Here is a 13299-nt window from a genome sequence, read left to right as displayed (position 1 = left end):
GAAGGGCCGCGTAGCGCAAAGCGTGAAGCGGTTTTCCGATTAGATCATGCTCAAACCAAAAGTTAAGGCGCGATGACGAGTCATCGCGCCAACCAAGGACAGCACCGATGGTCGATATTTTCGGCATGATGAAGCAGGCGCAGCAGCTGCAATCCAAGATGCAGGAGATGCAGGATCAGCTCTCCAACGTCGAGGTCGAAGGCATCTCCGGCGGCGGTCTCGTCGCCGTGCGCATGACCGCGAAGATGGACGTGAAGGGCATCAAGATCGATCCCTCGCTGATGAAGCCGGAAGAGCGCGAGGTGCTCGAGGACCTGCTCGTCACCGCCCTCGGCGATGCCCGCCGCAAGGCCGAGACGGCCGTGCAGGAGAAGATGCAGGCGCTCACGGGCGGGCTCAGCCTGCCGCCGGGTATGTTCGGCCAATAAGATGGGTTCGGTTGCAGGTCCCGAAATCGAGCGGCTGGTCCAGCTCCTCGCACGGCTGCCGGGCCTCGGTCCGCGCTCCGCGCGGCGTGCGGCGCTGCATCTGATCAAGAAGCGCGAAGCGCTGATGATGCCGCTGTCTTCGGCCCTGCAGGTCGCGCTCGACAAGGTCCAGGTCTGCAAGACCTGCGGCAACATCGACACGCAAAATCCCTGCACGGTCTGCACCGATCCGAAGCGCGATGGCGCCATCATCGTCGTCGTCGCCGATGTCGCCGACCTCTGGGCGCTTGAGCGGGCCAATGCCACCCAGGGGCGCTATCACGTGCTGGGCGCGACATTGTCGCCGCTCGACGGTGTCGGCCCGCAGGATCTCACCATCGACACGCTGGTGGCGCGCGCGCATGCTGCCGAGGTGCACGAAATCATTCTGGCGCTGAACGCGACGGTCGACGGCCAGACCACGGCGCACTACATCACCGACCTGCTTCAGGACGCCAACGTAAAAGTAACCCGGCTGGCCCATGGTGTGCCGGTCGGTGGCGAGCTTGATTATCTCGACGAAGGTACGCTATCGGCCGCGATGCGGCAGCGGACCCTGTTCTAGCCATCCAGACTTACGGAACGGACGACATGACGAAACTTTTCGCCACACGATCGGCTTTGGTCGCGACGATGATGCTGCTGGCGACCCCGGCCATCTCAGCGCAGCAGGACGACGGGGCGCCGCCGCCGCCCAAGCCCGGCAAGCCGATCAATGCCGGCGAGGTGCTCTCGGGCGAATTGAACGCAATGAAGGTGCGCGACGTCAAGAACGCCGGCAAGCGGATTGCGATGTACCAGATCACCTCGGAGCCGCGCCGCCTGCCGGCGCCGAACGGGCTGTGCAATCTCGAGACCGGCCCTGAGACGTTCCAGCTCGTCACCTCCAGCGACGCACAGACCACGCAGCTGAAATCGTTCGTCGGCAAGGAGATCTCGGTCAAGGTCGATGAAGTCGCCTGCGCCAGCGATCCTGGCCAGATGAGCGAAGCCGTGATCACGAAGTGGAGCTTGATCAGGAAGCAGTAGGGGGGCGCGGCTCCAGCCGAGCTACCGTAGGGTGGGCAAAGGCGCAAAGCGCCGTGCCCACCATTCTCCCAGCGACGATTCAGGTGGTGGGCACGCTTCGCTTTGCCCACCCTACGGCATCGCGGGCTTGGCGCGTGCCGAGTTTACACCCTCACCGGCCCGAGCGTCTCGAAATGCCCGCGCTTCTGCAGCCAGGCCAGCAGCACAAGGCTCGGGATCGCCACCAGCACGCAGATCACGAAGAACAGCGGCCAGCCGGTCGTGTCCGCCACGAAGCCCGCACTCGCTGACAGATATGTGCGCCCGACCGCGGCGAGCGCGGTGAGCAGTGCATACTGCGTCGCCGTGTGCAGCGGATTCTGGCACAGCGCGGAAAGATAGGCGACGAAGATCACGGTGCCGATGGCGCTGGTGAAGTTCTCGCACGTGATGGCAAAGGCCAGCGCCCATTGGCTGGTGCCGACGAAGGCCAGCCAGGAGAAGGAGAGGTTGGCGAGCGCCTGCACCACACCGCCGATCCACAGGCTGGTCGCCAGCGAATAGCGCCGCGCGAGGAAGCCGCCGGCAAAGCCGCCGATCAGCGTTGCCGCGAGGCCGACGCCCTTCACGATCGCCGCATAGTCGTTGCGGGAAAAGCCGAGGTCGATCACGAACGGCGCGGTCATCGTGCCGGAGAAGGCATCGGTGAACTTGAACAGCACGACGAAGGCGAGCGCGGCGAGCGCGTCCTTGCGCGACAGGAATTCCGAGAAGGCCCCGATCGCCGCGTGCAGCACGCGCGCGAACGCCGTCTCGGTTTGTGTCGCGGCTTCCGCCCGCACCGATTGCTCGGGCTCGGTCGCGGCCAGCGCGGTGATCGTGCCGATCAGCACCATCGCCGCCATCACCACATAGCCCCACATCCAGGCCGACGCGCGCGGAATGCCGGCGCCCTCGAAGCCGGATACGATGAACAGCGCGCCCGCGGTCGAGACCAGCATGCCGATGCGATAGGCCGCGACGTAGGAAGCCATTCCGGCGGCCTGCTCGCTTTCCGGCAGGCTCTCGACGCGGAAGGCGTCGACCACGATGTCCTGCGTCGAGGAGGTGGTCGCGACCAGCAGCGCGCCGAGCGCGACGTAGAACGGCGAGCGCGCGGGATCGGTCAGCGCCAGCAGCAGGATCGCGATGATCAGCAATAGCTGCGAGAACAGCAGCCAGCCGCGCCGCCGTCCGAACGCGCGCGTGAACAGCGGCACATGCAGCGCATCCACCAGCGGCGCCCACAGGAATTTCAGCGTGTAGGGCGTGCCGACCAGCGCAAACAGCCCGATGGTCTTGAGGTCGACCCCGGCCTCGCGCATCCACACCAGGAGCGTCGAGCCCGACAGCGCCAGCGGCAGCCCGGACGAGAAGCCGAGGAACAGCACGATCAGCACCCGCGGTTGCAGGTACACGGCCAGGCCGTCGCGCCAGGAGGTAGGGGCCGTGTCGGGGCTGGCAGGGGAGGTCGCGTCGGGTGCGGTCATGGGGAGGTGTTAGCAGATTCTGGCTGCCACAAGTGAGGTGTCGTTCCTGCCGGCCACAAAGGAGGTGTCGTCGCCCGGCTTGACCGGGCGACCCAGTATTCCAGAGGCCGGAGTCAGGGAGGACCCGCGATCCCCGAATAGAGATCGTTCCAATCCGGATTGTCTTTCTCGATCAGCGCGATCTTCCAGTCGCGCTTCCACTTCTTAAGTCGTTTCTCCCGTTTTATCGCATTCTCGGGGTCATCGAACTGCTCGAAATAAACTAGCTTCACGACGCCGTAGTCCTTCGTGAAGCTCTCGACCAACTGCAATTTGTGTTCGGCTACGCGGCGGATGAGGTCATTTGTCACGCCAATGTAGAGCGTGCCACCAATCTTGCTGGCTAGGATGTACACGTAGTAGCAACGTGCGCCCATCTGCCGTCTCTGGGATACTGGGTCGCCCGGTCAAGCCGGGCGACGACAGTGTGCCTCAAAACTCACTCCCCCGCCTGGAGCTTCCTCGGGAACAGCTCCGCGGCACCGGTTGCCACCAGATGCGGCCCCTCCGGCGCATCGGTCTTGCTGAAATCGAGCTCCTCGATTCTCCCGGCGCGCTTCTCGATCTTGTCGGCGGAGATCAGCACCTGCCGCACGTCCTCGTTCGCGTCGGCAAAATGCTTCTGCAATTTCAGCACGCGGTCGCGCAAGCGTCCCAAATCGTCGCCGAGCTTGATCACCTCGGTGCGGATCTGGTCGGCGGCGTCGCGCATGCGCGCGTCCTTCATGATCTGCTGCATCACCTGGATCGCGAGCATCAGCAGCGACGGCGACACCAGCACGACGCGGGCGCGATAGGCCTTCTGGATCACGTCGTCGAAACCGTCATGGATCTCGGCATAGACCGATTCCGACGGCACGAACATCAGCGCCATCTCCTGGGTCTCGCCGGCGACGAGATATTTGTCGGCGATGTCGCTGACATGCTTCATCACGTCGCCGCGCAGCCGCTGCGTGGCGATGCGCTTCTCCTCGTCGGTGCGGGCGTCGTGCAGCGCGGTCATCGCCTCCAGCGGAAATTTTGCGTCGATGCAGAGCGGCCGCTGGTCGGGCAGGAACACCACGCAGTCCGGCCGCTTCCCCGTCGAGAGCGTGAACTGGAACTCGTAGGCGCCTTTTGGAAGCCCGTCCTGGACGATCGCCTCCATCCGCGCCTGGCCGAAGGCGCCGCGCGACTGCTTGTTGGCGAGCACGTCGCGCAGGGTCGTCACCTGCGTGGTGAGGTCGGTGAGGTTCTTGTGCGCGTTGTCGATGATGCCGAGCCGCTCGTGCAGGGCGCGCAGGCTCTCCATGGTGTTGCGGGTCGAGTGTTCCATGGACTGGCCGACCCGATGGGTCACCGAATCCAGCCGCTCGTTGACCGCGCGCGCCATGTCGGCCTGGCGGCCGGCCAGCGCCTGGGTCATCGCGTCGGCTCGGCCGGCAGCTTCACTCTGGGCGTGCAGCACCTGGCTGAGGCGCTCCTCGAGCTCGTCCGCGCGGATGGCATTGGCCATGGCGAGTTCCGCGCCGCGCCGTCCCGAGCGCGCGATCACCACCGCAATCACCACCAGCAGGATGACGACGAGGGCGCCGAAGCCGATCAGCGCATCGATGGTGCGGACCGGCCAGTCGCCAGCCAGGAAAATGATCTCGTTCATGGCGGTCCTTGTAGCCGATTCGACACTCTCCGCGAACGAATAGCGAACACTTATGGTTAACAGCCCCCTAATTTTTATGGTTAACGAAACCTGAAGTTTTATGGTTAGCGGAGGGTTAACGGAGTTCCTCGCCGCATTGACCGCATCCGGCATGCAGCTTAAATCGCGGCCATGGCCCTCAGAGAAATCATCATCCTGCCCGACAAGCAGCTGCGTCTGGTCTCGAAGCCGATCGAGAAGGTCACGGCTGAGATCCGCAAGCTTGCCGACGACATGTTCGAGACCATGTACGACGCGCCCGGCATCGGGCTCGCCGCGATCCAGATCGCGCAGCCCTTGCGGCTGATCACCATGGATCTCGCCAAACCTGACCCGGACGGCGAGACCAAGCCGGAGCCGCGTGTCTTCATCAATCCTGAAATCATCGCGTCCTCCGAGGACCTGTCGGTCTACGAGGAAGGCTGCCTGTCGATTCCCGAATATTACGAGGAGGTCGAACGTCCCGCCAAGGTGCGCGTGCGCTTCACCGACCTCGACGGCAAGCTGCACGAAGAGGATGCCGAAGGCCTCTACGCCACCTGCATCCAGCACGAGATCGACCATCTTAACGGCGTGCTGTTCGTCGACTATCTGTCAAAACTCAAGCGCGACCGCGTGATGAAGAAGTTCGAGAAAGCCGCCAAGCGCGCGGAGTAAGCTCCCAACTTCGCTGTCATGCCCGGCCGAAAGCGCGGAGCGCGTCTTCAAGCTAACGTGTCGGGCATCCACGTTCTTTGCCGCCGTGAGCAGGAAGAACGTGGATGGCCGGGACAAGCCCGGCCATGACGAGTACCTTGCTCGTTTCCGAGGATTGTCTCGCCACATGCCCCTCCGCCTCATCTTCATGGGCACGCCCGATTTCTCCGTGCCGACGCTGCTCGAGCTGGTCTCGCACGGCCACGAGATCGCGGCGGTCTATACCCGCGCGCCAAAGCCCGGCGGGCGGCGCGGCCTGCAATTGCAGCAGACCCCGGTCGAAGAGGCCGCGCGAAAGCTCGGCGTGCCCGTGCTGACGCCGAAGTCGCTGAAGACGCCCGAAGCGCTCGACGAGTTTCGCGCCTTTGACGCGGATGCCGCTGTCGTCGTCGCCTACGGCATGATCCTGCCGCAGACGATCCTCGATGCGCCGAAGCTCGGCTGCTACAATCTGCACGCCTCGCTGCTGCCGCGCTGGCGCGGCGCCGCGCCGATCAACCGCGCGATCATGGAAGGCGATGCCGAGAGCGGCGTCATGGTGATGAAGATGGATGTCGGCCTCGACACCGGCGACGTCGCCATGGCCGAGCGTCTCGCGATCACGGACAACATGACCGCGGTCGATCTGCATGACCGTCTCTCCCGGCTCGGTGCCGATCTGATGGTGCGCGCGATGGCCGCACTCGCCCGCGGCGGGCTCCAGCTCAAGAAGCAGAGCGAGGATGGCGTCACCTACGCCGCCAAGATCGACAAGGCCGAAGCCCGGATCGACTGGACCAGGCCGGCGCGCGCCGTGCTGCGCCACATCCATGGCCTGTCGCCGTTTCCCGGCGCCTGGGCCGAGCTTGACGGCGTCAGCGAAAATGCACGCGTAAAAATCCTGCGCTGCGAGCTGGCGAAGGGCTCCGGCGCACCCGGCGAGGTGCTCGACGACCAGCTCACGATTGCCTGCAGCGAGGGCGCGATCCGCATCCTCGAGCTCCAGCGCGAAGGCAAGGCGCGGATGCAGGCCACGGACTTTTTGCGTGGTGTGCCATTGAAGCCGGGAGCCAAATTCACGTAGCACTGTCATACCCCGCGAAGGCGGGGTATCCAGTACGCCGAGGCTTCTCGGCTGAACAGAGATGTCTCGGAGTACTGGATCGCCCGGTCAAGCCGGGCGATGACATGACCCGGATTGAGATGCCCCGCTACAAGCTCACCATCGAATATGACGGCGCGCCGTTCTTCGGCTGGCAGGTGCAGGACACGCTGCCTTCCGTGCAGGGCGCGTTAGAGGCGGCGGTGAAGGCGATGACCGGCGCGGATCTACGCGTGCACGGTGCGGGCCGGACCGATGCCGGCGTGCATGCGCGGGGCCAGGTCGCGCATGTCGACATCGACAAGCAGTTTCCGCCGGGCCGTTTTCGCGACGGGCTGAACGCGCATCTGCGCCCGCATCCGGTGGCGGTGTTAGAGGCCGAGATCGTCCCTGACACCTTCGAGGCACGCTTCTCGGCCGTGAAGCGGCACTACCGCTACCGCGTGGTCAACACCCGCGCCAATCTCGCGCTCGATGTCGGCCACGCCTGGCGCGTGCCGCGCCGGCTCGATGCCGATGCGATGCATGCGGCGGCACAACGCATGCTCGGCAAGCACGACTTCACGACGTTTCGCGACACCGAGTGCCAGGCCAAGTCGCCGGAGAAGACGCTCGACCAGCTCGACGTGCACCGCGACGGCCGCGAGATCACGATTCTCACCTCGGCGCGCTCGTTCCTGCACAGCCAGGTGCGCTCGATGGTGGGATCGCTGGTCTGGGTCGGCGAGGGCCGCTGGACCGCAGACGATCTCACCGCAGCGCTCGCAGCCCGCAACCGCGCGGCCTGCGGCATCGTCGCGCCGCCTGACGGGCTGTATCTGATGAAGGTGGATTATTGAGGAGGGAGACACGAACGCTCCCACTCCATCATCGGTGTCATGCCCCGGCTTGACCGGGGCATCCAGTACGCCGCGGCCTCTCGGCTCAATCACTGCCGTCTCTGGAATACTGGATCGCCCGGTCAAGCCGGGCGATGACAGCGGAGTAGGAGGCGACGACGGAGTGTAAGGCGGCAACGCCCTACCCAAAATACCGCGTCAGTATCCCCCGATACACCTTCGTCAATCTCTCCAAATCCGCCACCGGCACACGCTCGTCGACCTGGTGCATGGTCTGGCCGACCAGGCCGAATTCGATCACCGGGCAGTAGCTCGAGATGAAGCGCGCATCCGAGGTGCCGCCCGAGGTCGACAGCTCCGGCTTGCGCCCCGTCACCTCTTCGATCGCCGACACCGCGAGGTCGGTGAACGGGCCGGGCTTGGTCACGAACACATTCGAGTTCGACGGCTCCCAGACGATGCGAGCCTTGATGCGGTTGCCGCAGGCTTTCGTCAGGCGCGTCTCGACCAGCTCGCGCAGGCTCGCCTGGGTGTGGTTGTCATTGTAGCGGATGTTGAATTTTGCGCGGGCCTCGCCGGGGATGACATTGTTGGCCTTGTTGCCGACGTCCACCGAGGTGAATTCGAGATTGGAGGCCTGGAATTGCGCGCTGCCATGATCGAGCGGCTCGTCACTGATCGCCACGATCAGCCGCGAAATATCAGGCACCGGATTGGCCGCGCGATGCGGATAGGCGACATGGCCCTGCACGCCGTCGACATACAGCGTGCCGGATTGCGAGCCGCGGCGGCCGACCTTGATGGTGTCGCCGAGCGTCTCGACGTTGGAGGGCTCACCGAGCACGCAATGGTCGAACTTTTCGCGGCGCTCCGCGGCCCATTTCAGCAACTTGATGGTGCCGTTGATGGAAACGTCTTCCTCGTCGCCCGTGATCAGGAACGAGATCGAGCCCTTTCCATCGGCCCGCGGCGTGCCGCCATTCGCGGCGAGATGCTCGAGCACGGCTGCCACCGAGCAGGCGATGCCGCCCTTCATGTCGACCGCGCCGCGGCCGTGCAGAAAGCCGCCCCGGACCTCGCCCGAGAACGCGCCGACGCTCCATGCGCTCTCGTCGCCGGGCGGCACCACGTCGGTGTGGCCGGCGAAGGTGATGTGCGGCCCTTCGCTGCCGATCCGCGCATAGAGATTGTCGACGTCGGCTGTGCCTGCTTCGCTGAAGGTCACGCGGTGGCAGGTGAAGCCGGCGGCGTTGAGGGCTTTCTCAAGCACCCCCAACGCACCGGCGTCGGCCGGAGTTACCGAGGGGCAGCGGATGAGATCGCGGGCAATCGAGAGAGCATCGGTCATGCGCCCCGCTTAACATGCATGCCGCCGGGTGGGCTAGCGCTGGGCGGGACAATTTCGATCTCGCTCTGCTGGTCCCAGCCTTTCGCAGGCGAAGCGGCTGCGAGGCTCTCGTCGTCGTCCTGGGCAAGTGGATCGGGACCGAAGCGGTTGTCGCCCGACGTGCCGGGCACAATGAACATTTCGACGAGGCCCCACAGCCACAGCGCGTGGATTGCCCAGTCGAACGGCACGAACCAGCCAGCGTCGGGCAGCAGATCCGAGAAATGAAACAGCAGGTTGGGGATGAAGGCGAAGGGGATGATCCACCAGCCGCGTCGGTCGCGGTCATGCAGCCGCTTGATCGCGGTCGCAAGGGAGATCCACAGGAACAGCAACGCGCCGAGAATTCTCAGGATCAGACTCACGCGCTCGGTGGATGACAGCGGGCGATGGCTTCGCGGGCCGATGATCCCAAGGAGGCCGTCGAGGCCAAAGTCGAAATCGAAGTCGACTTTGAATTTGAACGCGACGGATTTGGTCCCGTCAGGGATGCTGATGGCCTGGTCGACGATCCCCAGCAACGCCGCCAGCAGCGCGATGATCAGCAACGCCTGCCACAGCAAAGCGCGGTTGATGCGGCCGTCGAAGCGAAAGAGGTACCAGGTCCAGTCCATGGCGAAGGTTCCGGGCAGCGGAGGCCGTCCGGTGATTGGTCGCGATGGAGGGAGGGTGGGTTCGATTGGCGCCGCAAGGGGCTCTTTCACCTCGCCCCGCTTGCGGGGGGAGGTGAAGAGAGAATCCAATCAGTCCCGCAGCAGCTCGTTGATGCTGGTCTTCGAGCGCGTACGCTCGTCGACGCGCTTGACGATCACGGCGCAGGCCGTGCTCGGGCCGATGTGGCCGTTCTTCATCGGCTTGCCGGGCAGGGCGCCGGGCACCACCACCGAATATTCCGGCACTTCGCCCATGAAGATCTCGCCGGTCTCGCGGTCGACGATCTTGGTCGAAGCGCCCAGGAACACGCCCATCGCCAGCACCGCGCCCTTGCGCACGATCACGCCTTCGGCGACCTCGCTGCGCGCGCCGATGAAGCAGTCGTCCTCGATGATCACGGGCTCGGCCTGGAGCGGCTCGAGCACGCCGCCGATGCCGGCGCCGCCGGAGATGTGCACGCGCTTGCCGATCTGCGCGCAGGAGCCGACGGTGGCCCAGGTGTCGACCATGGTGCTCTCATCGACATAGGCGCCGAGATTGACGAAGGACGGCATCAGCACGACGTTCTTGGCGATGAAGGCCGAGCGGCGGACGACCGAGCCGGGCACCGCGCGAAAACCGGCGTCGCGAAAACGGTTCTCGCCCCAGCCTTCGAACTTCGAGGGCACCTTGTCCCACCAGGTCGCCTTGCCGGAACCGCCGGGAATGACGCCCATGTCGTTGAGGCGGAAGGACAGCAGCACGGCCTTCTTCAGCCACTGATTGACCTTCCACTTGCCATCGGCCCCGCGCTCGGCGACGCGCGCCTCGCCCTTGTCCAGGATATCCAGCGCCTGGTCCACGGCCTCGCGCACCTCGCCCTTGGTCGAGGTCGAGATGCCGTCACGCGCGTCGAAGGCGCTGTTGATGGTGGATTCGAGGGCGGACAGGGACATCGGGATTTCCTCTAGGGAACGGAATTTTGGTGGATTGGGAGGCTTTTTCGGGATTTGGCGGGGAGGAGTCAAGGCATACTCCGCCGTCGTCCCGGGCTCGCTTCGCGCCCCGGGACGACGGCGGTTATTTGGGCGACAGCTTGCCCAAAAACCCCGCCAGATCATCCGTGACGTGGTCGACATGGGCGGCGTCCCGGCCCTCCAGCTCCCAGTCCTCCCGCACTACTTCCTTGGTGCCGTCAGGCACCACCAGCACGGTGGTCATGCCGAGCGCGTGCGGGACGGTGAGGTTGCGGGCGAGGTCCTCGAACATCGCGGCTTTGGTCGGATCGACCGCATGGTCGGCGAGGAATTTTTGATAGGTCTGCGGCGACGGCTTCGGCTCGAACCCGGCGGCGATGATGTCGAACACGCCGTCGAAATGCGTTGCCAGGCCGAGCCGCGCCAGCACGGCATCGACATGGTCCACCGAGCCGTTGGTCAGGATCAGCTTTCGTCCCGACAGTTTTGCGATGGCTTCGCCGAGCGCCGGGTTCGGCTCTAGCGGCGAGTGGTCGATCTTGTGGACGTAGGCGAGATAGTCGTCGGCGCGCACGCCGTGCAGGGTCATCATGCCGCGCATGGTGGTGCCGAAGCGCTGATAATAATCCTTCTGGATCTTGCGCGCTTCCTCCGGCCCGACGTTCAGCCAGCTGCAGACGAACTCGCCGATCCGCGCGTCGACCTGCTGCCACAGATTGACGTGGTGCGGGTAGAGCGTGTTGTCGAGGTCGAACACCCAGGTGTCGACATGGGCAAAGGTGCGGGGTTGATTCATCAAAAATCTCTCAATCACGGCATCGCAAAGCGCAGCGTCTTGCCGCCGCTCGACATGTCCACCACGCCAAAACCCGTCGCCGCGAATCCGCGCGCGCCGCAATCGGCCTGCTCGTTGGTCTCGAACTTGGTTTCGCGCGTGCAGAGCTGCTTGTCGCCGCCCCAGTTCAGCGGCTTGTCCTTCAGCTTGATGACGCGGTTGTCGACGTCGATGGCTTCCGCGAAGCTGAAGATCTGCTTGGGCTGCCCGGTCACATCGGGGTGCAGGCACGTCTTGGGATCGATGCGATACCAGCCGCGGCTCGTCACGGACTTGCCGTCGTCGGTGGCGACCGCCGCCATCACCTTGTGCGGCGTGTCGTTGCACCAGGTGAGGCCTGTGGCAGACGGGGTCTGCACCGCATCGACCATGGTCTTGAAGAAGTTCGGCGACGACATGATGTCCGCCGCCAGTCCGCGGCTCTTCAGGAAGGCGGCAAGTGCTGCTTGCGTCTTCGGCCCGTCGACGCCGTCGATCGGCGCTGCGTCGTAGCCCGCGATCACCAGCAGCCGCTGGATGCCGGCGAGGCGGGCCTGCTCGTCGTCATATTCGGAATCCTCGGCAAGATAGGCCGTGAAATTGCCGTCCGCGGCTTGCGTCGGCGTGATCTGGGTGAACGCGGCCTGGGTCTGGCCGCTGCGGCATTGCCGCGCAGCCGCGATGACGAAATTGTCCTGCGCCACGCACAGCATGTCGCTGCCGTTCTGCGGGATCGGCGAGGCGCCGTAGACGCCGAGCGCGCGGGCGTTGAGCAGGATGCGGTCGGCGGTCAGCGTGCCCTGCACCACGACGCGGCAGGTGGCGGGATCGATCCTGAACCAGCCGCGCGTCGCGGTCGCCGCCTTGTCGTCGATGCCGATCGCGGCCTCGACGACATAGGACATGCGGTTGCAGATTTTCAGGTCGGCCAAGGCGGGCGCGGAGGAGAAGAAGAACGAGGCGGCTGCCGCGGGCAGCGTCATCAGGAAGCGTGTGAGAGCTGAGCGGCGCGGTCGCCGAGCTCTCCGCTCGTCATGCCCGGCCTCGTGCCGGGCATCCACGTTCTTGGCGCGAGACGAAAGGTCGTAGATGGCCGGGACAAGCCCGGCCATGACGGCTTTCCTTGGCCCGCTCTTCCTCACTTGTGGATCAGCGTTCCCGTGCCCTGGTTGGTGAATAGCTCGAGCAGCACGGCGTGCTGCATCTTGCCGTCGATGATGACGACGCCCTCCACGCCCTGTTCGAGCGCGTAGATGCAGGTCTCGACCTTCGGAATCATGCCGCCGGAAATGGTGCCGTCGGCGATCAGCTTTCGCGCGTCCTTCACCGAAAGCTGCGGAATCAGCTTCTTCGACTTGTCGAGCACGCCCGGCACGTCGGTGAGCAACAGCAGGCGCTTCGCCTTCAGTGCGCCGGCGACCGCACCGGCAAAGGTGTCGGCGTTGACGTTGAGCGTCTGGCCTTCCTTGGAGGTCGCGAGCGGCGCCAGCACCGGGATCAGCTCGTAGCCGATCAGCTGGTTGAGCAGCGTGAGGTCGACCTTCTCGGGGTCGCCGACGAAGCCGAGATCGATCGCCTTCTCGATGTTCGAACCCGGATCGACGATGGTGCGCGTCGTCTTCGACGCCTTCACCATGTTGGCGTCCTTGCCCGACAGTCCCACGGCCTTGCCGCCGGCTTCGTTGATGTAGCCGACGATCTGCTTGTTGACGGAGCCGGCCAGCACCATCTCGACGATCTCGATGGTCGCGGCATCGGTGATGCGCAGGCCTGCCGCGAACTCCGACTGGATGCCGAGGCGCTTGAGCATGGTGGCGATCTGCGGTCCGCCGCCATGCACCACCACCGGGTTGATCGCGGTCTGCTCGAGCAGCACGATGTCGCGGGCAAAGTTCTTCGCGGTCTCCTCGTCGCCCATGGCATGGCCGCCATATTTGATGACGATGGTTTCCTCGTCATACTGCTGCATGTGCGGCAGCGCTTCGGACAGGATGCGGGCCTGGTCGAGCGGGGAGATGTCGGTCATGAGGCGGATCTCGCTGGCGGGACTGTCGGTGCGCGTTCTATCCGATTGGCGGGCGCGGCGCAAAGTGGGTGTTGCCTCTTACCCTCCCCTGGAGGGGGAGGGTCGATCGTGCGAAGCGCGAGCTG

The 13299-nt window shown here is 65.0% G+C and carries 15 protein-coding genes; 6 read left to right on the top strand and 9 right to left on the bottom strand.

Going from position 1 to position 13299, the window contains the following annotated elements; genetic code table 11:
• Positions 1-107: 107 nt before the first annotated feature.
• From ACKWRH_RS43525 to ACKWRH_RS43515, 3 genes are read left to right on the top strand one after another with little or no spacing between them, the layout of a single operon-like run.
• The gene (locus ACKWRH_RS43525; protein ID WP_028148995.1) at positions 108-428 is read left to right on the top strand and encodes a YbaB/EbfC family nucleoid-associated protein; all 321 of its coding nucleotides are present in this window, start codon (positions 108-110) and stop codon (positions 426-428) included.
• A gap of 1 nt (position 429) precedes the next feature.
• Positions 430-1032, top strand: coding sequence for a recombination mediator RecR (recR, locus tag ACKWRH_RS43520; protein WP_445218562.1), 603 nt, complete (start codon positions 430-432; stop codon positions 1030-1032).
• 26 nt (positions 1033-1058) lie between these two features.
• A complete protein-coding gene (locus tag ACKWRH_RS43515) occupies positions 1059-1496 on the top strand; it encodes a hypothetical protein (RefSeq protein ID WP_445218561.1) in 438 nt (145 codons plus the stop codon).
• 143 nt (positions 1497-1639) lie between these two features.
• Here ACKWRH_RS43515 and ACKWRH_RS43510 read toward each other — a convergent pair whose 3' ends face one another.
• The 3 genes from ACKWRH_RS43510 to ACKWRH_RS43500 form a co-directional block, all read right to left on the bottom strand.
• Positions 1640-3004 (bottom strand): AmpG family muropeptide MFS transporter, encoded by a 1365-nt coding sequence (locus tag ACKWRH_RS43510; RefSeq protein WP_445218560.1) that lies wholly within the window; start codon positions 3002-3004, stop codon positions 1640-1642.
• A 113-nt stretch (positions 3005-3117) separates the two neighbouring features.
• Positions 3118-3420 carry a GIY-YIG nuclease family protein gene (locus ACKWRH_RS43505; protein ID WP_212100199.1) on the bottom strand — a complete coding sequence of 101 codons (303 nt, stop codon included), beginning with the start codon at positions 3418-3420 and terminating at the stop codon, positions 3118-3120.
• 62 nt (positions 3421-3482) lie between these two features.
• Positions 3483-4682: a DNA recombination protein RmuC gene (locus ACKWRH_RS43500; RefSeq protein ID WP_085398512.1), complete on the bottom strand. Its 1200-nt coding sequence runs from the start codon at positions 4680-4682 to the stop codon at positions 3483-3485.
• A gap of 171 nt (positions 4683-4853) precedes the next feature.
• Between ACKWRH_RS43500 and def the strand changes: the two genes are divergently transcribed.
• From def to truA, 3 genes are all read left to right on the top strand, one after another.
• Positions 4854-5378 (top strand): peptide deformylase, encoded by a 525-nt coding sequence (gene def, locus ACKWRH_RS43495; protein ID WP_445218559.1) that lies wholly within the window; start codon positions 4854-4856, stop codon positions 5376-5378.
• Between the two features lie 166 nt (positions 5379-5544).
• Positions 5545-6480: a methionyl-tRNA formyltransferase gene (gene fmt / locus ACKWRH_RS43490; RefSeq protein ID WP_445218558.1), complete on the top strand. Its 936-nt coding sequence runs from the start codon at positions 5545-5547 to the stop codon at positions 6478-6480.
• Between the two features lie 119 nt (positions 6481-6599).
• On the top strand, positions 6600-7337 hold the full coding sequence (truA, locus tag ACKWRH_RS43485) for a tRNA pseudouridine(38-40) synthase TruA (protein ID WP_445222582.1): 738 nt from the start codon (positions 6600-6602) through the stop codon (positions 7335-7337).
• A gap of 181 nt (positions 7338-7518) precedes the next feature.
• Here truA and dapE read toward each other — a convergent pair whose 3' ends face one another.
• The 6 genes from dapE to argB all read right to left on the bottom strand — a co-directional run bounded on the left by dapE (position 7519) and on the right by argB (position 13174).
• Positions 7519-8685, bottom strand: a complete 1167-nt coding sequence (gene dapE, locus ACKWRH_RS43480) for a succinyl-diaminopimelate desuccinylase (protein ID WP_445218557.1) — start codon at positions 8683-8685, stop codon at positions 7519-7521.
• A complete protein-coding gene (locus tag ACKWRH_RS43475; RefSeq protein ID WP_445218556.1) occupies positions 8682-9338 on the bottom strand; it encodes a DUF805 domain-containing protein in 657 nt (218 codons plus the stop codon). Before ACKWRH_RS43475 ends, dapE begins: the two co-directional genes overlap by 4 nt.
• Before the next feature lie 129 nt (positions 9339-9467).
• Positions 9468-10313 carry a 2,3,4,5-tetrahydropyridine-2,6-dicarboxylate N-succinyltransferase gene (gene dapD / locus ACKWRH_RS43470; protein ID WP_445218555.1) on the bottom strand — a complete coding sequence of 282 codons (846 nt, stop codon included), beginning with the start codon at positions 10311-10313 and terminating at the stop codon, positions 9468-9470.
• A gap of 124 nt (positions 10314-10437) precedes the next feature.
• The gene (locus ACKWRH_RS43465) at positions 10438-11130 is read right to left on the bottom strand and encodes a pyrimidine 5'-nucleotidase (RefSeq protein ID WP_445218554.1); all 693 of its coding nucleotides are present in this window, start codon (positions 11128-11130) and stop codon (positions 10438-10440) included.
• A gap of 14 nt (positions 11131-11144) precedes the next feature.
• Positions 11145-12131 carry a DUF1036 domain-containing protein gene (locus ACKWRH_RS43460; RefSeq protein ID WP_445222581.1) on the bottom strand — a complete coding sequence of 329 codons (987 nt, stop codon included), beginning with the start codon at positions 12129-12131 and terminating at the stop codon, positions 11145-11147.
• A gap of 155 nt (positions 12132-12286) precedes the next feature.
• Positions 12287-13174, bottom strand: coding sequence for an acetylglutamate kinase (gene argB / locus ACKWRH_RS43455; RefSeq protein ID WP_011090823.1), 888 nt, complete (start codon positions 13172-13174; stop codon positions 12287-12289).
• Between the last annotated feature and the right edge of the window lie 125 nt (positions 13175-13299).

It is taken from the genome of Bradyrhizobium sp. Pa8, assembly GCF_052588265.1.
Note: the sequence above shows the minus strand (reverse complement) of the source record. Positions and strands in the feature narration are given on the sequence as shown.